The sequence below is a fragment of the Chryseobacterium indologenes genome, assembly GCF_002025665.1.
Lineage (GTDB): Bacteria > Bacteroidota > Bacteroidia > Flavobacteriales > Weeksellaceae > Chryseobacterium > Chryseobacterium metallicongregator.
In genome coordinates, this window is record NZ_CP018786.1 from 715,097 (window position 1) to 736,207 (window position 21,111).

Annotated in this window: 20 protein-coding genes; 16 read left to right on the plus strand and 4 right to left on the minus strand. The window is 36.0% G+C overall.

Features of this window, described 5'->3' with window-relative positions:
* Positions 1-58: 58 nt before the first annotated feature.
* The gene (locus tag BUE84_RS03225) at positions 59-565 is read right to left on the minus strand and encodes a hypothetical protein (RefSeq protein ID WP_145953202.1); all 507 of its coding nucleotides are present in this window, start codon (positions 563-565) and stop codon (positions 59-61) included.
* Between the two features lie 224 nt (positions 566-789).
* Here BUE84_RS03225 and BUE84_RS03230 point away from each other — a divergent pair, with 224 nt between their 5' ends.
* The 4 genes from BUE84_RS03230 to BUE84_RS03245 all read left to right on the plus strand — a co-directional run bounded on the left by BUE84_RS03230 (position 790) and on the right by BUE84_RS03245 (position 5,601).
* Positions 790-2,541, plus strand: a complete 1,752-nt coding sequence (locus tag BUE84_RS03230; protein WP_079240471.1) for an alkaline phosphatase D family protein — start codon at positions 790-792, stop codon at positions 2,539-2,541.
* A 291-nt stretch (positions 2,542-2,832) separates the two neighbouring features.
* Positions 2,833-3,528 (plus strand): hypothetical protein, encoded by a 696-nt coding sequence (locus BUE84_RS03235; protein WP_079240472.1) that lies wholly within the window; start codon positions 2,833-2,835, stop codon positions 3,526-3,528.
* A gap of 162 nt (positions 3,529-3,690) precedes the next feature.
* Entirely contained in the window at positions 3,691-4,740 is a 1,050-nt protein-coding gene (locus BUE84_RS03240; RefSeq protein WP_079240473.1) for an MBL fold metallo-hydrolase, read from the plus strand.
* 12 nt (positions 4,741-4,752) lie between these two features.
* On the plus strand, positions 4,753-5,601 hold the full coding sequence (locus BUE84_RS03245; RefSeq protein ID WP_079240474.1) for a GLPGLI family protein: 849 nt from the start codon (positions 4,753-4,755) through the stop codon (positions 5,599-5,601).
* A gap of 51 nt (positions 5,602-5,652) precedes the next feature.
* Here BUE84_RS03245 and BUE84_RS24750 read toward each other — a convergent pair whose 3' ends face one another.
* Positions 5,653-6,492, minus strand: a complete 840-nt coding sequence (locus BUE84_RS24750; protein ID WP_079240475.1) for a DUF4822 domain-containing protein — start codon at positions 6,490-6,492, stop codon at positions 5,653-5,655.
* 237 nt (positions 6,493-6,729) lie between these two features.
* On the opposite strand from BUE84_RS24750, the gene BUE84_RS03255 reads away from it, so the two are divergent.
* From BUE84_RS03255 to BUE84_RS03265, 3 genes are all read left to right on the plus strand, one after another.
* Positions 6,730-7,443: a DUF434 domain-containing protein gene (locus BUE84_RS03255; RefSeq protein ID WP_167595379.1), complete on the plus strand. Its 714-nt coding sequence runs from the start codon at positions 6,730-6,732 to the stop codon at positions 7,441-7,443.
* Positions 7,444-7,446: 3 nt separating this feature from the next.
* Positions 7,447-8,097: a hypothetical protein gene (locus BUE84_RS03260; RefSeq protein ID WP_079240477.1), complete on the plus strand. Its 651-nt coding sequence runs from the start codon at positions 7,447-7,449 to the stop codon at positions 8,095-8,097.
* A 267-nt stretch (positions 8,098-8,364) separates the two neighbouring features.
* Positions 8,365-9,150: a TatD family hydrolase gene (locus tag BUE84_RS03265; RefSeq protein WP_079240478.1), complete on the plus strand. Its 786-nt coding sequence runs from the start codon at positions 8,365-8,367 to the stop codon at positions 9,148-9,150.
* 51 nt (positions 9,151-9,201) lie between these two features.
* Here BUE84_RS03265 and deoD read toward each other — a convergent pair whose 3' ends face one another.
* Complete coding sequence (gene deoD / locus BUE84_RS03270) at positions 9,202-9,912, minus strand: purine-nucleoside phosphorylase (protein ID WP_079240479.1); 711 nt, start codon at positions 9,910-9,912, stop codon at positions 9,202-9,204.
* Positions 9,913-9,989: 77 nt separating this feature from the next.
* Complete coding sequence (locus BUE84_RS03275; RefSeq protein ID WP_079240480.1) at positions 9,990-10,862, minus strand: AraC family transcriptional regulator; 873 nt, start codon at positions 10,860-10,862, stop codon at positions 9,990-9,992.
* 109 nt (positions 10,863-10,971) lie between these two features.
* Between BUE84_RS03275 and BUE84_RS03280 the strand changes: the two genes are divergently transcribed.
* The 9 genes from BUE84_RS03280 (at position 10,972) to BUE84_RS03320 (ending at position 20,949) form a co-directional block, all read left to right on the plus strand.
* On the plus strand, positions 10,972-12,114 hold the full coding sequence (locus BUE84_RS03280; RefSeq protein ID WP_079240481.1) for an acyltransferase family protein: 1,143 nt from the start codon (positions 10,972-10,974) through the stop codon (positions 12,112-12,114).
* Positions 12,115-12,120: 6 nt separating this feature from the next.
* Positions 12,121-12,510 (plus strand): VOC family protein, encoded by a 390-nt coding sequence (locus tag BUE84_RS03285; protein ID WP_079240482.1) that lies wholly within the window; start codon positions 12,121-12,123, stop codon positions 12,508-12,510.
* A gap of 281 nt (positions 12,511-12,791) precedes the next feature.
* The gene (locus BUE84_RS03290; RefSeq protein WP_167595380.1) at positions 12,792-13,448 is read left to right on the plus strand and encodes a hypothetical protein; all 657 of its coding nucleotides are present in this window, start codon (positions 12,792-12,794) and stop codon (positions 13,446-13,448) included.
* Positions 13,435-14,016 (plus strand): DUF4919 domain-containing protein, encoded by a 582-nt coding sequence (locus BUE84_RS03295; RefSeq protein ID WP_079240483.1) that lies wholly within the window; start codon positions 13,435-13,437, stop codon positions 14,014-14,016. The genes BUE84_RS03290 and BUE84_RS03295 overlap by 14 nt, the downstream gene beginning before the upstream one ends.
* Positions 14,017-14,028: 12 nt before the next feature.
* A complete protein-coding gene (locus BUE84_RS03300; RefSeq protein ID WP_079240484.1) occupies positions 14,029-15,162 on the plus strand; it encodes an AAA family ATPase in 1,134 nt (377 codons plus the stop codon).
* Positions 15,135-15,878, plus strand: coding sequence for a hypothetical protein (locus BUE84_RS03305; RefSeq protein ID WP_079240485.1), 744 nt, complete (start codon positions 15,135-15,137; stop codon positions 15,876-15,878). The genes BUE84_RS03300 and BUE84_RS03305 overlap by 28 nt, the downstream gene beginning before the upstream one ends.
* The gene (locus tag BUE84_RS03310; RefSeq protein ID WP_079240486.1) at positions 15,869-18,247 is read left to right on the plus strand and encodes a hypothetical protein; all 2,379 of its coding nucleotides are present in this window, start codon (positions 15,869-15,871) and stop codon (positions 18,245-18,247) included. Before BUE84_RS03305 ends, BUE84_RS03310 begins: the two co-directional genes overlap by 10 nt.
* Entirely contained in the window at positions 18,237-19,934 is a 1,698-nt protein-coding gene (locus BUE84_RS03315; protein WP_079240487.1) for a hypothetical protein, read from the plus strand. Before BUE84_RS03310 ends, BUE84_RS03315 begins: the two co-directional genes overlap by 11 nt.
* On the plus strand, positions 19,927-20,949 hold the full coding sequence (locus BUE84_RS03320) for a tetratricopeptide repeat protein (protein WP_079243842.1): 1,023 nt from the start codon (positions 19,927-19,929) through the stop codon (positions 20,947-20,949). The genes BUE84_RS03315 and BUE84_RS03320 overlap by 8 nt, the downstream gene beginning before the upstream one ends.
* Positions 20,950-21,111: the final 162 nt, after the last annotated feature.

Genomic DNA, 21,111 nt, shown 5'->3' on the forward strand with positions numbered 1-21,111 from the left:
GTTTTAGTATAGAATATATTTTCTGTGTAATTCGAATAATTTCATATTTATCAAATACTTACTTAAGAATTAAAACCGGTAATCTATACCTGTCAAACTGACTTATAATAGTAAGCAAGCGATTATTATCCACTGGAGTTGCCCAGCCGGTTAATCTATTTTGAAGTCCCAGATCATTTTGATCTAATGAAATTTCGCTTTCAAAGACTAATGTATTATTTGAATAGATAAATATTTTACTTGGTATTGTTGAAACATCTGCATTATTATAGTTGAAATCACAGTTGAGCAGACTATGTATCAAAGCTGTATTGTCAGACTTTAGAACTTTCCATTTCGGGATTGATGAGTTTAAATTTTTTCGGTCTTCCGGAGTTAATATTATATATACAACCATATTTTGAGAGCTTTTCAGTTCCGGAATATCTTTTAATTTAAATATTTGGCCGGGTTTAAAGTTAATGGGTTCAGGATCTTTTATATCAGTCGATGAAATGATCAGCGGATTATAGAAAAAATATCCTGCCATTAAGAGGAGCATCGAAAAAATAACTTTTTTAGTCATGTAGTTTAATCATCATTATTAGTATTGTGAATGTAATAAAAAGCCGCACAACTTTTTAAAAATATTTATACAATTTTCATTTTTATTTTCTTAAAAAGAGACATTTTGCAAAGGCTGAATTTCCTATGTATAACATTAAACATTTGTTTAAAAAACCATAAAATACATTTAAAATTCAGTTAACAACCTTTTTCCCCAGATACTGTTGCTTTGCAAAAAAAGTAATGATGGAAAACAACCCCCAATTCAACAGAAGAAGGTTTCTTAAAAATTCACTATTGGCAGCCGGAGGAATTTTTCTTGCTCCTCTTATTGAAAGCTGCAGTGATGATTTTACTGAAAATGGAAATGCTCCCGATAATCTCCAAAACGGAGGTTTCGAATCCGGGGTAGCGAGTTTTGATCCCAGCGCAACAGAAATTATTATCTGGACCCGATATTCAAAAGGAACGGATGCCGAGATTACATGGGAAATCAGTAAAAACAGTAACTTTTCAGAAGTGGTAAGAAGAGGACAGGCGAATGCCACCGTTGTGAATGATTTTACTATAGCGGTAGATGTTCAGAATATCTCTTCCAACACAAAATATTACTATAGATTCTATAATGGTAAAACTAAAGAAGTCAGTGTAACAGGAGAGACTCTTACTTTACCTTCAAAGTCAGATGCTGTAGGTGAAGTAAAAATGGCAGTGGTGTCTTGTTCCAACTTTCCTGCCGGACTTTTTAATGTATACGGTGCAATTGCAAAATCTGAAGCTGATGTTGTCGTACACCTTGGAGACTATATTTATGAATATGCTCCGGGAGAATATGGAACAAATCCTTACACCAACCAGTTGGGAAGAGCCCATCAGCCGGCGAAGGAAATTCTTAACCTCAGCGATTACAGAGAAAGATACAAGCAGTACAGAGGAGATAAGAATCTTCAGCTTCTTCATCAGAAAAAACCGTTCATCTGTGTTTGGGATGACCATGAATTTGCCAATGATACCTATAAATCCGGGGCAGAAAATCATCAGCCTAACGAAGGAGATTTTCAGGCAAGAAAAATGGCGGCTTTCCAGGCATATAGCGAATATATCCCTCTTAAAACGGGGAAAGATATGAGAATTTACAGAAGTTTCAACTTCGGGAATATCGTTTCACTTTATATGATGGATACAAGGGTGATTGCAAGAGATAAGCAAATGGAATATTCCGATTATCTTGATAACACTGGGAATTTTAATCAAATACAGTTTAAAACAGATTTTTTAAGTACGAACAGAAAACTGATCGGTAATGAGCAAATGGCATGGCTGGGCTCTCAGATCAATAGCGATATAGCAAAATGGAAAGTGCTTGGACAGCAGATTTTAATGACTAAAATGATGGTTCCTGCAGAACTTCTGATGCTGTTGAATCAAATTCTGGCAGAAATTAAACAACATGGAAGCGCACAGCCGGCAACCATGCAGGCACTTCAAAATACGATCACACAACTGATTATTCTTAAAACAAGACACCAGCAGCAGGATCCAACGCTGACTCCGCAGGAAATTGCAAGAATCACAACTACTTTACCATACAATCTGGACGCATGGGATGGATATTTCATGGAAAGAGAACAGCTTTATTCCCTTCTTGCAGGAAAAAATGTAGTGGTATTAGCAGGAGATACTCACAATGCTTGGTTAGGAAAACTGAACGATGCACAGGGTAAATTCATAGGAACAGAGCTTGCTTGCAGTTCCATTTCTTCTCCTGGTCTTGAAGGATATCTGGGGCTCACTTCAGATCCTGCAAAAGCGATAGAACTGGCACAGGCATTTTCATTACTGATTGATGATCTGGATTATGCCAATCTTTATAAAAGAGGATATCTGCATGTGAAATTTACCACTGGAAGTTCAGTTGCAGAATGGAGATTTGTAGATAACGTTATCTCTGACACTTATAATGTAAGCACAGAAAAAACCTATACCATTTCATAGTTTCAATAATCATATCTTATTTTCAATTAAGTAAAAAGAGTCACGGTGTACTACGGTGGCTCTTTGTATTATCTAATCTGATTAAGTAGTTTGGAAGCTGGAAGCAGGAGGAGGAAAGTTATTGAGATCATAACAAAAGCTACTCTTCACAACTTTATCATTTTTTTATGGAAAAATTTATGGATTTTACGATAACTGCCAGAAATTATCAGACTAACAGTTGCCCCCAGCCTCCCTCTTCCAGTTTCCATCTATACCAGAGTTTACTTAATTTTTTTGTATCTTGAACAGATGCAAGAGGAAGTAAGAAAAGATTTTTTGCCATTAGTTTCTACAACATGGTGGTTCATGACCTTGTTGACCAGGACTTTTGGGATACTTTTATTGTTGGTAGCGTTTCTGATCATATTAGGATTACCTGTTGTGATGAGTGATAAACTGGTCATATTGGTTATTGTAGCCATACTATACTATCCGGCAGTTGCTTTCGGTTTATATCGTTTTTTTCTTTACCAACGGAGAATCAGAAAAAGAATAGTCAGAAAAATAAAGGTTGATGATAAAGGAGTTCACTATGAGAGAGCCGATGGAACGATAGATAAAATTTTGTACAATAACCTGAAAAAATATTCCTTTTCTGATGAATATGATGTGAGTATCAGTCCAAGGCACAAAACTTATATATTGAAAGTAAATGACAATGGCTCGGTAGCAGAAGTTGACTTTAATGGAATGGATGCAGGCTACACTACTTATATTGGAAATTTGAGAGCTTTACGAAGAAGATACATCCAGGGAATTGTGTATTTTCGACCAGATTTGCGTATAAATCCTTTGGTGTATGATGTCTATTATATTAAGCCTGTTGATTTTACTTTCGATCATAAAAAGTTTTGGGCAGAATTTGGGAAGATTTTTGCGGTAATGATCCTATTCTGTTTAGTATTAGGAACAATCATGCTCGTATTAGTTAAATGGCTTTTTTAAGAATTTCTCATTGATTAATGAAGAATTTAAATTTCATATCCTTTTCAATTTATTTTTACATCTCAAAATCTTATGCTTATATTTATTTTATATTAAGGTTTGCCGGTCAATAAAATAGAGTGTATTTCTCTAGAAACTATGGCTGGATTTAAAATTAAATGAATGAAAAGTTTAAAAAAACAGCTCGGACAGTTTCCCGATGAAAAAAGAAAAGAATATTTCAGTACATTGCCCAATTATCTCAACGGACGATTTCAGAATATATTAACAACTCCGGCACTGTTAGAAGGAGAAAGCATGACTAAATTGCTCCTTCAAAGCTTGTGCAAAGTAGAAAATGCATCACCAAAAACCGCTCTCCCTTTTGTCGTGACTGACCTTAAGAATCTTCGGCCGGATGAAAATGTGTTGGTATGGTTTGGGCACAGTTCCTATTTCATACAGGTTGATGGAAAGAAATTCCTGATAGACCCTGTTTTCAGTGGCAATGCATCCCCAATGCCCGGTTCTATAAAAGCTTTTCAGGGAGCAGATTATTACAAACCGGAACATATGCCGGATATAGATTTTCTGCTTATTTCCCATGACCATTGGGATCATCTTGATTATAAAACTGTTCAGGAATTAAAAGATAAGGTCGGTAAAGTTATTTGTGGTCTGGGAACTGGACAACATTTCGAATACTGGGGATGGAACTTTGATACCATTATTGAAAAAAACTGGTGGGAAAGTATAGATATTGCAGAAGGCTTCAGAGTTACACTCACTCCGGCAAGACATTTTTCCGGAAGATTACTGAACCGTAATATATCACTCTGGGCTTCTTTTGTTTTAAAAACTCCAACTAAAAATCTGTTTTTGGGTGGTGACAGCGGCTATGGAAGTCATTTTACAGAAATTGGAGAAAAATATGGACCATTTGATTTAGCCGTAATGGAAAATGGACAGTATAATGAAAAGTGGCCTTATATTCATACATTGCCAGATCAGTTGATGACAGAAATAAAAGAACTGAAGGCCAAAAACTTTATCCCGGTACACAATTCTAAATTTAAACTGGCACAGCATACCTGGTATGAGCCTTTAGAATTGGCTTCAAAACATGCAGAAGAAAATAATATTCCGATAACCCTTCCGATGATGGGAGAAAAAGTAGATCTGAATCAGTTGGGAACTGCAGTATGGAAAAAATGGTGGGAAAACTATATATAATTAAAACCCTTGATGTACTACTATAAAAAACTAATAACATTATTAATTCTGTTTTACAGTATTTTGTCATACGCTCAATCCTATGAAAAAGATACTTTGCATGGAGATTTTACATATCGCTTAAAAGCCAGGTTAAATATACAAACAGATTACATTCACGAGGAGCTCTTCTCATTACAGGTAAGTAAGAACCGGGCATTTTTTACGAGTGTTCAATCCCTTAAAAGAGATTCGGTGATAGAAAATTCTTTGCAGACAACAAAGAATCCGGATGGAAGCATTAGTCTTAGCCTTGCAGGGGTATCGGTACCTAAAACAAGATTTCTCTCTACTATATTACAGACCAATGAAAATGTACAATATTTCCAGTTAGCCGGAATGTCTTTGCTTACTTATAAGCAACCCGTTATGAACGGCTGGAAACTTATTAATGAATCAAAAATAATTAATACACTACAGTGCAAAAAAGCGGAACTCAGCTATAGAGGAAGAATCTGGATAGCATGGTATTCCACTGAAATTCCGTTTCCTTATGGTCCCTATAAATTTGGTGGATTGCCAGGACTGATCATAAAAATAGCTGATGAAACAGGAGATTTTGATTTTGAACTTGTAAAATCTGTACCCACTGCTGAACTAAAGGGTAAACCTGTTAAGATCAATAAAAGAAGATATACTGAAGCTATAGAAACTACACAGCCAAAACTGGAACAGGCATTAAAGACTGCCAGAGAAAATACTGCTGCTGTGCTGGCAAGCTATGGTACGACAATTTTAAAAGGGCAGGAAATTGTACGGCAAAGGGAAAGAGAGCAAAAACAGAACCTTACATATGATAATCCGATAGAACTGGAAAAATAAAATCCGGCCCATTATTGGGCCGGTTCATCATTTTTATCAAAAAAATAATCACTACAAAGGCTCTTTATGGTTGACCTTAGTATGAATGATATCGTAAAATACAGAGGAATTTGCAGCGTCAGGTGTAATTCTGTAAGTAAATGTTGTTTCATTCAGCACCAAAATATCTACAACACGGGTAAAATTAGGAGTAGTAAGCGTTCTCTTTTTCCCATCCGGAGAAATAGACCATGTCCCTTCAGATCTCAAGACATCATTTAAACCGAAAATTTTAAAAGTTCCGTTGGCCTTAAAGTAAGAATATCCTACAAATCCGGCTACACTGGCATCATTTAATGCAACATTATTTCCATTTTTATCCTTAGCTCCGGTAGTTTCCCATGGTGTAGAAGCCAGAGTAAGCTGTCCATTGGTTGGCTCAGCATGAGAGGTTTTTGTATGGATGATATCATAATAAACAGAAAGATCATTGGAGTTAGGGCGAATTCTGTAGGTGAACTCATTTTTGTTCAAAACAAGAATTTCAACATCACGTGTGAAAATAGTGGTCCCATCCGGGTTGAGTGCGGCAATAGTTCTTGTTTTTCCCTGTGCATCTACAGACCATGTTCCCATAGATCTTAATACGTCAGTAAGATTATAAATCGCAAACTTTCCATCTGCTTTGAAATAAGCAAAACCCACATATCCGGCTACGCTGGCATCGGTAAGGGCTACGTTATTTCCATTTTTATCTTTGGCTCCTGTAGTTTCCCATGGAGTAGAAGACAATACCTGTGAGGGAGTCTGTTGTTCAATGCTTATTTCATTGTCATCACTTGAGCATGAAACAAAAGATGCTGACAATAATATAGCAGCAGACAGATAACATAATTTTTTCAGTGTATTCATAAGGGTATTTTTTAAGTCTTTGCAAACTTATTTCTAATAAATATCAATGTGTTGTACGAAATATCTCTTTTGTTGTAGAAAACATAACAGATCCCAGATTAGAATGAGAAGAATAATATCATTGACAAATTTAACAATCAAAGGTGTGAAATTCCCCTCCCTTGGAGGGGTGTCAAAAATTCAAAGAATTTTTGACGGGGTGGTTTCTAACATCCATCAAAAATTCTATTTTTGAGTATGAATAACAGAAACCGTGGAAAAAATACAGGTGATGATACCTTATTTGGCTCAGAAAAACAGATCTCTAAACTGAGACTAGCTGTTGAAGACATGCAGTATCTGTTAAGCAGAGAGTATCCGGAAAAAGCCGCTTCTGATCTTGTAGGCAACAGATATAGGCTCAAAACCCGTCAGATACAAGCTCTTCGGGGAGCATCAGCATCCTTTCAACAGCTTCATAACAGACAATTAAAGCATGTTGGTACTTTAGATTTAAAAGATAAAACGGTATATCTTGATGGATTTAATGTTCTTATCTTACTGGAAAGTCTGCTTTCCGAAGCTTATATTTTTGAAGGATTGGATGGCTGCATCCGTGACCTTTCAGGAGTTCATGGAACTTATAAAAGAGTGAATCAAACCTTAAGAGCAGTAGAATTAGTGGCTTCTTTTTACCGGAAAAATCAGATTCATCAATTGGTATGGATCTTTGATAAGCCGGTTTCCAACAGTGGAAGAATCAAACAGATTATTCTGGAATTTGCCGAAGAACATTATCTCAATTGGGAGGCAGATCTGCAATACAATCCCGATAAATTCCTGGCAGAAAGTTCAGCAATTGTTATTTCCTCCGATGCCTGGATTCTGGATCACTGTAAAGAATGGTTTAATCTGATCGGATATTTGATTACAGAAGAAAGTCTTCCTGTTAATCTGATTAAAATGAAGTAAAATATGAATCTGTTCGAACCCTATATTGGCCTGTTTTCCGAAACATGGAAAGACCAATACAAAGCTCTTTTAGCAAAAGAACATCTGGAAGATCTGGAAAAAAATATTCAAAGATTTAAAAAAGGAACCTTAGATTGGGATTTTCCCTATTTTAATGAAGAAATAAAGATCAACAGAGAAGAAAGCTTTGAAAAGTTGATGAAAATTCTTGATAATAATGATTCAGATGAGGTAAAAGCCAAACTTATGGAAACTATTTCAATTGAGGATTGGCTCAGCATTTTAGGACAAAGATTGACTTCAGCAAGCATTCGTGATGAAAATGCCATTCCCCCATTGAAAACAATGTTGATCAATGCCTGCAAAGACCCATTCAACAATGAAATTACGATTGCACAAAGAGCCTGGGAAAAGCATATTGGAAGAATGGATGATGATTTCTGGGGAGAAATAAAAGGAAACAATCAACAGAAACAGGAAAAAGTAATGGCAAAAATCAATGACATCCTTGATAATAAGACCTGGTGGAATGTTTTTTTCCATTACAAACATGAGCTGGTTTTTGAAGTTCGGGAAAAAGAAGGCCATGGAATCCGCTGGAGCCATGGAGGAACAAAGCTGATCGGTTTTCTCGAAAAATTTATCAACGAATAAGTTATCCACAAACATCTGCGCCATCTGTGAAATCCGTGGGAAATAAAAACTCCCGCCGATTATGTTGTTTTTACTCTTAAAACTATTTCACCTTTTCGTTTTTTTTAACTTCTTTTTTACTGCGTAAAAACATTGCGTACCATGCTTCTAGTTTTGCAGCCAAAAAACAGAAGCTATGAATCAGTCAGAACAAAAGTTTTCAAACAGAATTCTGCGAGTTTCCATTTTATATTTAGAAATTAACATTTAATAAAGATTAAAAAACAAATGAATACTTATATTGATATTGGCATTAATCTGACCAATAAACAGTTCCATAATGAACACGAAGAAATTATCAACCGCGCATTAGATCATGGTGTTGAACATATGATTCTCACAGGAACCAGCGTACGTGGAAGCAAAGAATCTGCAGAAATTGCAGAAGAATATCCTGAAATCTTGTTTTCAACAGCAGGAATTCACCCTCACGATGCCAAATCTTTTAATGGACAAAGCATCACCGAACTGAGGAATTTATTAAAAAAGGATCATGTGATTTCAGTAGGTGAGTGCGGACTGGATTTTGACCGGGATTTTTCTCCCAGACCTGTTCAGGAAAAATGCTATAAAGCACAACTGGAACTCGCCATAGAAATGAATAAACCCCTTTTTCTTCATGAAAGATCCGCATTTAAAAGATTTAATGAGCTCACAGATGATTACCTCTTACAGTTACCTGAAGCCGTTGTACATTGTTTCACAGGAACATTGGATGAAGCGAAGATCTATCTGGATAAAGGATTTTATTTAGGATTTACAGGAGCTATCAGTGATGGAAAAAGATTTAAACATCTTGAAGACGTTATAAAATATACACCTCTTGACAGGATGATGATTGAAACGGATGCGCCATTTATGCTTCCGAAGAATATGCCCAGAATACAGAACAGGCGAAATGAACCTTCTTTCTTGCCTTATGTAGCACAAACGATTGCCCATCTGAAGAAGATCAGCATTTCTGAAGTAGCAGAAGAGACTACAGAAACAGCCAGAAATTTTTTCAGACTATAAAAAAGAGCTCTACTGATAAAGTAAAGCTCTTTTTTATAATTAATTTATTTCTTACAAACTCTTTATTGCCGATTCCAAAGCCAGTTCCATCATCGGATTCAACGCTTTTTCTCTTTCGTCAGCAGAGATTTTTTCATGGGTAGGGATAATATCCGTTACCGTAAGAATAGTTGCTGCATTTTTTCCTAAATGTTGGGCATTGGCGAATAAGCCGAAAGCTTCCATTTCTACTGCAGGACAATTATATTTTGTAGCAATTTCCGGAGTGTTAGGATCTTTTCTGTAGAAAATATCACTACTGTGGATATTAATGGCTTTAGCATTTAAAGATAAATCTTTAGCCGTTTCATTGATGGTATTAAAGATATTCCCCTGGTGAGAAAGGATTTCGTCTTCAATTCCCCATGCATATTTGGCATAAGTGCTTTCGCTGGCTGCTTTGTCAATATTTAAAATATCAAAAAGTTTAAGATCTGTATTGTAAGCACCACAAGTTCCGATTCTGATGATCGTATCTACTTCATATTCTGTAAACAGCTCAAAAGAATAAATTCCGATACTCGGGAATCCCATTCCACTTGCTCCTACAGTAATTTCTTTACCCTTATAAAGTCCTGTATAATAAAAAATACCTCTGGTTTTGCTTACCAGTTTAGCATTTTCTAAATAATTTTCAGCAATATACTGTGCACGAAGCGGATCCCCCGGCTGCAATACTACTTTAGCAATTTCTCCTTTTTTTGCACTGATGTGAATACTCATAATATTTTTTTGAATGCGACAAAGATAGCAAATATGTAAATAGTGAACAGACCATCCGGTAGGTTATCATTTTTTATCTATTGCATTCCGGATGCACTGGAGTGTTCTGCATTCTTCCTGAACTGTGTGGGAGGAACGTTTTTAATTTTCTTAAAAACCCGGTTGTAGTAAGGAATATCACTAAACCCTGAAGCAATACAGATTTCAGCGACTGACAGTTTTGTCTTCAATAACATTTGACACGAAGATTCTATTTTAAATTCTGTCAGATAAGTGAAAAAAGATTTTCCTGTCATTTTTTTGAAAAAAACACAGAAGGATGATTTTTGCATTCCTACAGACCTTGAAATTTCTTCCAGGGTAATGTTCCGCTGAAAATTATTTAAGATAAAAAGATATATTTCCTGCAGCTTTTTTTCTTTTTTGTTTTCAGAAACGGGTCTTCCAACCACCTGCATTTCTTTACAGTAAGAAACTAGCTCTAATAGTTTGATAAAAGAAGAAAGCCTCTCAATATTGTTCTGATGAATCATAGAAGCCATTAAGGTCTGAAGCTTTTCCAATAGTTCATTTTTAAAAGAAACCGCATTTTTATTACTTTGAAGTTCGGAAATACTATTCAACAGTTCAGGGAAACTATTTTTACAGCTTTCTAAAAAATCGTTTTCAAAAACAATCGTGATATTTTCAATGTTACCTTCACTGTCATGCACAGATTCATCAAAAGACCAGCAATGTGGAATGTTGGGAGGAATAAGAATGATTTCACCCTTTGAAAAATTTTCCACAATATCACCAATAATTCTTACACCGCTTCCGGTAATAATATAAGACAATTCCCAGGTTTCCTGCTGATGTAACGGAACCTGCTGATTCCATTTGATATGAACATGATCAAAATGAAACGTATGGGTTCTGGCTTTTGGATAATATTTTAAATTTTGCTTCATTTAAAGAATAAAAATCATAATAATGTAAATATAAGACAATGATTGGAAAATATAGAACAAACTTTTTGATGACAGACCCTCTATTTTTGCATCAAATCTTATTTAAAATATGAATCAGACCTTATCTGTTTCTCAATCGAAACCCCATTATGAAATTCTTGACGGCCTTCGTGGAGTAGCTGCTATCATGGTTGTATTTTTCCATGTTTTTGAAACTTTTTCCAATGGAGATCATACAAAGCAGATTATTAATCATGGCTATCTGGCAGTAGATTTTTTCTTTATGCTTTCCGGATATGTGATCAGTTACGCATATGATAACCGATGGAACAACATGACACTGAAAGATTTTTTTATCCGTCGTCTTGTGAGATTACAGCCGATGATCATCATAGGCTCTTTGGCAGGAGCTGTTTTATTCTATTTTCAACATTCGGAAGGATTAGGGTGGGGCGGAATTTCCACGACTCCGGTTTGGAAAGTAGTATTGGTTATGTTGGTAGGGATGACGGTTATTCCGGTGGGTAAAAGTCTTGATATCAGAGGCTGGAATGAGATGCATCCTTTGAACGGGCCATCATGGTCGCTGTTTTTTGAATATATTGCCAATATTGTGTATGCTTTGGTTTTAAGAAAAGTTTCCAAAATCGTATTGGGAATTCTGGTATTAATTTCTGTTGGTTTTACCATTCATTACGCATTTACCAATCCAAATGGTGATATCATCGGAGGTTGGTCTATAGACGATGCAATACAATTGAAAATAGGCTTTACAAGGCTGGCTTTCCCTTTTTTGATGGGAATATTTTTAGCGAGAGCTGTATCATTAAAATTTACAAAAAATGCCTTTTTTTCAACAAGTATTTTACTGGTCATTTTATTTGCATTTCCACGTCTGGGAGGAACTTCTGCACATTGGCAAAATGCGTTCTATGAATGTTTCGTTTTGATGATCATGTTTCCGGTTGTTATTCTGCTGGGAGCTGGAGGAAAAGTGACGAATGCAGAAGCGAGCCGTTTCTGCAAGTTTTTAGGAGATATTTCATATCCGATATACATCACCCATTTTCCATTGGTGTATGTTTATATGGCCTGGATTGTAAATGGAAAACATACATTGGAAGAACCTTTGTCCTGGATTTTAGGATTGATAACCGTATTGGCTTCGGTAATTTTAGCATACTGTTCTATGAAATTCTACGATATTCCTGTAAGAAAATGGTTGAACAAAAAATTAATTTCAAAAAAATAAAAAGAAATGAAAATAGAGCATATCGCGATTTGGGTGAAAGATCTTGAAAAATCCAGAGCATTTTATCAGAAATATTTCGGAGCCGTTTCCAATGAAAAATACCATAATCCTGTTAAAAACTTTCAATCCTATTTTTTAAGTTTTGAAAATGGCTGCCGTCTTGAAATCATGACCAGACCGGATATCAAAGAAAGCGAAAACTCTTATGAATCTCAGCAATATGGAATGATTCATCTTGCATTTTCTGTAGACAATAAACAAAAAGTAGATGAACTTACAGAAATACTGAGAAAAGATGGATATAAAGTGGTCGGCGAACCTCGTACCACAGGAGACGGATATTATGAAAGTGTAATCCTTGATCCTGAAAATAATATCATTGAAATCGTAGCTTAACCTGTCATTGCGAGGAGCTTTAGCGACGAAGTAATTTTTAGTATAGTAATGAATACGTAATTTCAAACCTTGTAGGTTTTAAAAATCTATAAGGTTTAGATTGTAAGATTTATTTTGCTGAAAATCTTTGATTTTCTTGTGCCTTAAAAACAACATAATGCTATAACCTTTGCGCCTTTGCGTTTTCCAACCATATAATTTCCCCAAAGAATCCATATTTAACACGAATCTTCTTCGCAAAAATTTTATTCTCAACGAAATAATTTTATTTTTGTTAGATCATGGAAACCAAGTCACCGTTTTTAGACACGATCTTTTTGCTTCGTAAAGAAGAATGTATTACTCTTTTTTCAAACTTACAGCAAATTTCCCCTCAGGAAGAGGCGGAAGCAGGAGATTATTTTGAAACTGAATTCGAAAAAGAAAGACTTGAATTTTTGTCAGATCAATTAATCTGCAGCAAAGAAACATCTGTTTGGGCTGCCAAAGTGCTCTACCATAGTATACAGCTTTATCTCATTAGAGAAAATACAGAAAAAAATATTGACAATCTTATTCCCCGATTCAATGGAATACGGGATATTCCTTCTATCTTATCTGCAGATTTATCCCTAAGATTTTTGCCACAGGTAATAGTTGCCTTAAATACTGTTGATCCTGAAGATCCAATAATAACCATGCTGGAAAATATTCTGACACAGTTTCACTATTCCGGAATAGGGTATGATCTTGATCTGAAGAATGTGAACTGGAAAGAAGAACTGAAAGACAATACATACAGAAAACTCTATCTGGAAAGAATTGTTGAAAAAAGAGATTATAAACTGGCGGAAATTCCGTTTATTAATAAATTACTAATAGCCGAATTCGGAATGCACAAAGATACATTCTGGCGAGAACTAAAAACTATAACCGAAGACCACAATGAAAACGTATGAGAAAGTATTTGAATTTTTAACTGACCCTACAAAAGAAACATTCCTGAAATGCCGTGAACTGGTGATCAATAATCCTGAATATGATCCCTATTCCGAAGACATTGAAAACATGCAGGATTTACTGAATGAAAGTAAATTTGAAGAGGTTATACAATATGTCAACGTCAATATTTTGTTGAGTCCCAGAGCACATATCTGTAAATATTTTGCTTACAAAGAGCTGGGTGATGAAAAAGGAAGGAATATTGAAATGACCATAGCACAGCTTATTTTTGAATGCCTTGAAAAAACAGGAGACGGAACCAAAGATTCTCCTTATATGATCACAAGAATTTCTGACGAAAGAGATCTGATCAGACATCACCTCAATAAACAGGATGTTTCACAAAGTCTGGTTAAGGATGGAGATAAAATCATGGATGCCCTTACACTGGATGACGGAACACAGCTGTATTTCGATATCAAAGTGCCTTATCAGAGACTGGCTTTTTCATTCAGTAAAAGAAATGAACAGGCAGAAAATAAAGAAGAAGAGAAAAACCCGAAGAAAAAGTGGTGGAAATTTTAATTTTTAAAATCAATGAACCAAAATATAAATCAGCTTAATACCGTCCTTAACTACGTAAAAGATACTTTTGTAGGTAAAAATGATGTCGTAGACCTATTGGGAATATGCCTTTTGGCCAGAGAAAATGCCTTTTTGTACGGACCTCCGGGTACTGCAAAATCAGCTATTGTCAGAACATTGGCAAAAACAGTAAAAGACGGAAAAAACTTTGAATATCTGTTAACCCGTTTTACAGAACCGAACGAAATTTTCGGACCTTTTGATATCAGAAAACTGAAAGAAGGGGAGCTTTTGACCAATACAGAAGGAATGATGCCCGAAGCCTCAATGGTTTTTCTTGATGAGATCTTCAATGCGAACTCGGCAATTTTGAATTCCCTTCTGACGGCACTCAATGAAAAAATATTTAAAAGAGGAAAAGAAACCAAACACCTTCCTGCACTGATGTTTGTAGGAGCAAGTAATGTTCTTCCGGAAGATGAAGCACTGAATGCATTATTTGACCGTTTTCTGGTAAGAATTAACGTAGACTATGTCAATCCTGAACTTTTACAACAGGTACTTTTGGCAGGAAGAAAACTGGAGAATGATGAAGAAACAGAAGTTCCTGAAATCCATGCCGATGAAATCAGGCAGCTCCAGAGCCTATGCCGGACAATAGACCTTAAACCCATTTATGAAGTATATCTGAACACAATCATGAGCCTCAGAAATACAGGAATTGCCATCTCAGACCGTAGAGCGGTGAAACTTCAGAACCTGATTGCTGCAAGTGCTCTGATCTGTGGAAGAAAAGAAGCCGTACTTTCTGATTTGTGGGTGTTGAAGCATATCTGGGATACCGAAGAACAGATTGAAATTCTGGAAGGAATTATCAACAGAACAATTGAGAAAGATGACCATCCGGATTCCCATCCACAGGCCATGCAAAACAAAACTCCCAATCCTGAAGAAGTCATGAAAGACGTAAAAATTCTTGTGGAAAAATGGAATGGAGGAACATTGAGTTTTGAAGAACAGAATGTAATAAAAGATAAACTGAGATATCTGCAGACCCGTTGCGACTGGATCAGAAATCCGGAACAGAAGCAGTATATCCAGCAAGAAATTGAAAGCTTATGGCAGAAGATTCTTCAAAGCGTTTAAAAGAATTCTGGGCGGAAATTCCCCGGGCAGATGAAGACTTTCTGGGCTCAATCCGAGACTGGAAGAATATCCAGATTGCTGTAGAGGATGAAACGATCTGGCTGAAAGGTTTTACCGAAGAACAAGCAACAGCCTCAGAAATACAACAATTGCCCGATTTTATTTTATATGAACTTCGTGATGGCCTTTTATTCAGAAAAGAGGCTTTGGTTCCCAGTAAAAAAATGAGAACAGCATTGCTCTGGATTCCTATAGACAAAGCATTACAACTTAGTCTTCCCCCTTCAAACCAAAACTATTTTGGGATTCACAAGCAGATTCAGATACAACTAAAAGAAAGTAATGAAGAACAGCCGGCCATCGCTTTACTCTGTAATATTGCTGATATTAAAGACCGTATTGTAGCATTGCCCAAATTTAAACTTGAAAAAATACAATGGACTTTACTGGGAGATCAAGCACTGTTTGTAGGAGTTCCTTTACTCAGCTTTCCCGGAAAAACCTATTGGACCAAAGACAGACATTTACTGCCTGCAGGTCTGGATTTTGAATTTAAAAATGTAAGCCCACTGTTGCAGCAGAAATATAATAAAGAGCCGGAAGGATGGCTCTTATGGGATGAAAATGGGAACTGTATTTTAATGAAAGATACCGATTTCCGTTCGTTGTCCGTAAGCTCATTCCGTCTTACCGAAAAATCAAGAGAATGGAATTAAAGACTTATTTCCAGTCCTACGAAAATTACTTTTGGGAATGGAAAACAGATGAAGATGTTCCCGGAGATTCCGGTTATCATGATCATAATCTTCTCTCGGTTCCGGGAGTGGGAGCCATTGCTTACAGACCTTATGTAATGGAGATTCTGAATTATCTTCAGCCTGTGGGATGGCCTCCGTTCGGGGCATTGCTTATGGTTTTATATGCGATGCAGGATGGCTATACAGATTTTACCAGTCCATTAAGACGTACAGCAGAGTTTTATAGCGGAGAGGATTTTGAATTCAGTGTAGAAAAACAAATTGAATTTCTTGAAAAAATAAAATCACTTCCTAAAGCCTATAAACAAAGACAGAACAGAATTGTACTGCTGCAGACTCTTTTTGAAAACGGACACAACAGATTGTCTCCAAGCCTTTCCGATGGTTTCCTAAGATTCTATTATAAAAGACCACAGGAACTTGCTTCCAGTGCAGAAAAACATGACGAAGGTTCATCTGCTTTAAACAAAGATTTAAGTGCTCTGAACCTGAACGAAAAGTTTCCTACCATGCAATCCATCATCGATGCCATGAAAGGATTGATACATGAGCCAGAGCTGGATGATGAGGTGATAGAAGAAGAAACAACTGCAGATACCGATAAAGATTTTATCAGAGAATTAATTGAAGAACCTAAGACATTTCAGGTGGGAAGCCTCATTAAAAGAATATGGAGCGGGCTGAAAATTCCGATGCGTCATCTCTCTCCCGGTGAACAACCTATCGGAGGAATTTCTGATATGACCAACAAAGGTGATTTTCACAGGATGCTTCTTTCCGAATTTGCCAATGAAGATGATGTCTTTATGAATCGTGTTGCCAATAACGAAGCCCTTTATATTCAAAGAGAAATTCCGCCTGAAGAAAATATTTTTGAAAGAATTATCCTGATTGATACTTCCCTTAGAAACTGGGGAACCCCGAAAGTATTGGCTTATGCTTCTGCAGTAGCCATTATCAAACATCCGAAAGCCCATTCCGAATGTAAAGTCTTTGCATTAGGCCAGACAAACCTGCCCATTGAACTTAACAAAGTGGAAGAAGTGGTGGAAAACCTGAATCAGGTAAGTCCTGTGCTAGAAGTTTCAGAAGTGTTGGAAAAATTTTTTAATGAACACCATTCACAAAAAGATATTGAAGTTTTCTTCATTACCCATCAGGACAATATGGATGATGAGAAAATTCAGCGGGTTGTACATCAGAACAGAGATAAACTGAAGTTTTTGGTGACAACAGCTTCAGATGGTGAAATTAATTTTTATAAACATCATAAAGGAGCAAGAAAACATATTCAGAAAATAAAACTTCCATTGCAGGAGATGTGGGCCAATCCGCCGCAGCAAAAACAATCTGCTCAGAACTTTAATGGAAGGAAAACAGATCTTCCGCAAAATTATCCGATCTTATTCCCAACACCCGTTAATAAGATTGCTAAGTTCTTATATGAAGGCGAATTTTTCATTCTGAGTTCAAAAAAACAATTGCTGAAGACTTATCTTTCCGATAATTATTATGACAGACATTCCTATGATTATTATAAAACACATCATGGCTGTGAAGTACTGTTTGATCAAATTTCCATAAAACCCAAAGGACAGTTTGCTCTTGCAAAAAACAGACAGCAGCAGTTTATTCTGTGTCAGTATCAGCCTGGTCAGAAACTGATTTCAAAGCTTAATCTTAATACTGGAGAATATTCTGAGCAGAATCTTACAGGGATGAATATTCCGGAATCTTATATACTGATTTATTTTGGCCGAAATTTTTATCTGCATCACCCTGACAATGCTACCCATTATAAAATCAATATGGATGGGAACATTTCTATAGAACCTATTACCGGAAAAGAAAAAGAATTTGAAAAAAACACCATAAAAGCAGAAGCCGAAGTGGCAAAATTGCAGGGAAGCGGGTTGAGAATTGTTAATAATTTCAATAAGATCGGAATCAACACCTTTCAAAATCTGGTTGTTTCAGGAAATGAATTATACAGTGCTTCTGAAAACACCCTGGATTTTTCCAAAAATAAATATGATATTAAAATTTTCGCAGAGCAGAATAAAAATAAATTTACATTTCCGGATGGAAGTGAAATTATTACCGATTCACGAGGAATGCTGACATTCAGAAGCAGTAACAAAAGCATTGAAGAATTCTTTATTCCCTCTACTTTGGGAGGCTTTCTATCACTGGCAACTTATACGGAATTTGGAGGATCAGAATATTATCTTCCGGAGCACGCCCTGTTGAAAGTAAGAACCATGGATGATATGTGTGACAGGTTTTTAAAACCGTTTATAGAACAGATTTTGGATTATGGAGCTTAGAATAAAACCTTTCCCGAAAAATAATTTTCCCAAAAAAGGACTTTTGATCAGAGGCTCTTCACCTGTGGTATGGCTTCAGGAAATGGAAATCCTTGGAATCAGTTTGAACCAGGTCAGGTCTTATGCTATTCCGGCGGATACTCCCAATGTGCTGTATGGTTGTTTTCTGGTTTTTAATGACCATGTTCCACAGGAAATAGGCAGAAATGCTTACTTTCAAAATGTGGACGACAGGCTTTTTATTCCTGAAAATACAACTTTTTATCCCAAAATAAATCCGGAAGACTGGGCACAGCTTGATTCCCGTTTTCTGATTATGCATCCTGAATTCGGATTGGTAAAGCTGTCTGAAGAGATTGATTGGATTGCTCTGATTCAACAGCCCGGAACGATAGATGAAAGAATCACAAAACCTCTGAAGGGCGTTTCAATTCCTCAAAAAATAGAAAGCTATACGGTTGAAATAGATGATGAAAAAGTTATCGAAGCATTGCAGCCAAAACAAACCGAAGAAGAATGGATGAACAGCCTGCCGTTTGACCTTAAAAAAGTGATGGCCGGGAACAAAAAAGAAATAGAGAAATATTTACAGTATATTGAAAAATACCCTGAAAGAGCTGTAGAATTGGGCATTTCTCTGGATGTTATGGGAACTTCCCGAGGAGATGGCTTTGGTAAGTTTACCTGGCTGGAAGGATTATTTGGCGGAGGTTCAGGTGGGAAAACAGAAAGTGCGGGGACAAGGAATTTTCGTAGAGCATTCTGGGCGCTTATTATTGTAGCTATTGTTTTAAAGATTGCACTGCCTTCAGATAAAATAAATTCAGAGCAGGAAGAACATAATAATTCATCAGGAACTATTGTAAACAATGAAGTAAAGGCACCTTCTGATATGATTGCTTTTCAGTCCGGAACGTCGGAAATTGATCTTAAGATAGATTCAATGTATCATCAGGAGAGAAAAGGATTGTCCCAAGAACTTATTCATGCGGGAATTATAGAATCCAAAACAAAAGAAGACAAAGAAAACTATAAGAAAGGAGGTGGAAGAGATGTAAGCGAAATAGGAAGGGATATTGAAAAGCTTGTTCATAAAGAAAAGCAGAGCAGAGATTCCCTTAAAACCATTTACACCCAGAAAATTACAAAACATATTGAACAAAAAACTGAAAATCTGAAACGTAAAATTTCAGATTCTCTAAAGCAATACACCAAAGGAAAACCGGTGAATGGTGATGTTGTAAAATATCTTCTGAAAAAGAAGAAGGCATTGATGGCAGATTCACTAGGGAAACTTTACGGTACACTGGAGATCGTGGACCCTTCTCCTGCTTCCATAGACAAATCGAAAGTAAAAGGCTTGGGTACAGAAGGTACTCCGCTAGAGAAAAAGGCTCCGGTTTCAGATATTCTGTACATGGTTATTCTCATGATTGCCGGAGTAGGATTGTACTCATTCCTGTTTAAAAATAAATTGTTAAACCTTGGTGGAGACAATGTACCCAACTGGGTAAAGTTTGTTTTAATAGCAATTCTTGTAGCCATGCTGGTGTATTTATTTTACCCGTTGGTAAAAATGTTTGGATACAACTGGTTTGTTTGGGTTCTGGTAATTTGTGTGCTGTTACTCCTTTACCGTCTGTTTAGAGAAGATAAAACCATTTTAAACTCCGATGATGATGAATAGACAGAAATTTATAGACAAATTTATGGCAGCATTTGTACTGTTGGCCATGTTTAAGATTGTTGGAATTGTAGCCCAGTTATTCCATGAAAGTTTTTGGAGTGTAGTGGGAACATTGGGTATTTTCTTAATTGTAGCCTTTATTATCCTTTTGGTGATCACTTCTTTAAAAGATAAAGAGCAAAATAACAGGAATTCATCAGGAAGAAAAGGCAGCGGAAGCAGCAGTTTCTATCTGGAAAATTCACTCTTTGACAGAATCAGAAGTAAATATGAAGAACTTGCCGAAAAATACATCGCCGAAAAAGACTATAAAAAAGCAGCAAGAGTCTATATGAATCTTCTGCAGGATAACTACAGAGGTGCAAAAACACTGGAAAATGGAGAGTTCTACAACGAAGCAGCAGTAGTATACCTAAAAAAACTGAACAATAAATCCGATGCTGCCGTTTGTTATGAAAAAGCAAAGCAACATAAAAAAGCCATTGATCTTTATAAAGAAATGGAGCAGAAAGAAAAAGTAGGAGATCTCTATAAAGAAATCAACGACCTTAAAAACGCTCATCACTATTATCAAATGGTTGCTGATGATTATGTGAAAAACAGTCAGATGGTAAAAGCTTCTTTGGTATACCGCAGAAAAATGGAAAAAATAGAAGAGGCACAAAAAGTACTGCTGAAAGGATGGGAAGAAGATAAAGATGCCTTCAACTGTTTGAATAATTATTTCGCCAATATTTTTGATATTAAAAAGTTGGAGTCTGAAATACAGAATTTATATGAAAAAGCTCCGGCTCACAAAAAAATCACGTATCTGGACGTTATGAAATATGAATTCAAGAAAGATCCGAAACTCCATACCGTTACAAGAAATATAGCTTATGAAATCATTGCTGAAAAAGTAAGCACCCGATCCGAAATTGTGAATGAACTGAAGTTTTTTAATCCTGATGATGAGGTGATTTTGAAAGATATTTCAAGATTCAAAACAGGAAGAAATAAAATGTTCAGGAATTAAATATTTAAAGATTGAAGAATTTAAAAATTAAAGAAAAATTTCTCTTTGGAAAAGAAATATCATCCGCTTAATCAAATCAATTGTAATTGATCCATAAAGATAAGAAACTCTTGAAATAAAAGATAACTTAACAATTCTATTTTTGTTGAAAAATTGCAAAGA

What these genes read in the sequence shown, in the direction of transcription:
- BUE84_RS03225 (WP_145953202.1), bottom strand. Translation starts at nt 565, where the DNA reads ATGACTAAAAAAGTTATTTTTTCGATGCTCCTCTTAATGGCAGGATAT.
- BUE84_RS24750 (WP_079240475.1), bottom strand. Translation starts at nt 6,492, where the DNA reads ATGAATACACTGAAAAAATTATGTTATCTGTCTGCTGCTATATTATTG.
- BUE84_RS03305 (WP_079240485.1), top strand. Translation starts at nt 15,135, where the DNA reads ATGGCAGAAGATTCTTCAAAGCGTTTAAAAGAATTCTGGGCGGAAATT.
- BUE84_RS03235 (WP_079240472.1), top strand. Translation starts at nt 2,833, where the DNA reads ATGCAAGAGGAAGTAAGAAAAGATTTTTTGCCATTAGTTTCTACAACA.
- BUE84_RS03295 (WP_079240483.1), top strand. Translation starts at nt 13,435, where the DNA reads ATGAAAACGTATGAGAAAGTATTTGAATTTTTAACTGACCCTACAAAA.
- BUE84_RS03320 (WP_079243842.1), top strand. Translation starts at nt 19,927, where the DNA reads ATGAATAGACAGAAATTTATAGACAAATTTATGGCAGCATTTGTACTG.
- BUE84_RS03315 (WP_079240487.1), top strand. Translation starts at nt 18,237, where the DNA reads ATGGAGCTTAGAATAAAACCTTTCCCGAAAAATAATTTTCCCAAAAAA.
- BUE84_RS03290 (WP_167595380.1), top strand. Translation starts at nt 12,792, where the DNA reads ATGGAAACCAAGTCACCGTTTTTAGACACGATCTTTTTGCTTCGTAAA.
- BUE84_RS03300 (WP_079240484.1), top strand. Translation starts at nt 14,029, where the DNA reads ATGAACCAAAATATAAATCAGCTTAATACCGTCCTTAACTACGTAAAA.
- BUE84_RS03230 (WP_079240471.1), top strand. Translation starts at nt 790, where the DNA reads ATGATGGAAAACAACCCCCAATTCAACAGAAGAAGGTTTCTTAAAAAT.
- BUE84_RS03275 (WP_079240480.1), bottom strand. Translation starts at nt 10,862, where the DNA reads ATGAAGCAAAATTTAAAATATTATCCAAAAGCCAGAACCCATACGTTT.
- BUE84_RS03285 (WP_079240482.1), top strand. Translation starts at nt 12,121, where the DNA reads ATGAAAATAGAGCATATCGCGATTTGGGTGAAAGATCTTGAAAAATCC.
- BUE84_RS03245 (WP_079240474.1), top strand. Translation starts at nt 4,753, where the DNA reads ATGTACTACTATAAAAAACTAATAACATTATTAATTCTGTTTTACAGT.
- deoD (WP_079240479.1), bottom strand. Translation starts at nt 9,912, where the DNA reads ATGAGTATTCACATCAGTGCAAAAAAAGGAGAAATTGCTAAAGTAGTA.
- BUE84_RS03255 (WP_167595379.1), top strand. Translation starts at nt 6,730, where the DNA reads ATGAATAACAGAAACCGTGGAAAAAATACAGGTGATGATACCTTATTT.
- BUE84_RS03310 (WP_079240486.1), top strand. Translation starts at nt 15,869, where the DNA reads ATGGAATTAAAGACTTATTTCCAGTCCTACGAAAATTACTTTTGGGAA.
- BUE84_RS03240 (WP_079240473.1), top strand. Translation starts at nt 3,691, where the DNA reads ATGAAAAGTTTAAAAAAACAGCTCGGACAGTTTCCCGATGAAAAAAGA.
- BUE84_RS03265 (WP_079240478.1), top strand. Translation starts at nt 8,365, where the DNA reads ATGAATACTTATATTGATATTGGCATTAATCTGACCAATAAACAGTTC.
- BUE84_RS03280 (WP_079240481.1), top strand. Translation starts at nt 10,972, where the DNA reads ATGAATCAGACCTTATCTGTTTCTCAATCGAAACCCCATTATGAAATT.
- BUE84_RS03260 (WP_079240477.1), top strand. Translation starts at nt 7,447, where the DNA reads ATGAATCTGTTCGAACCCTATATTGGCCTGTTTTCCGAAACATGGAAA.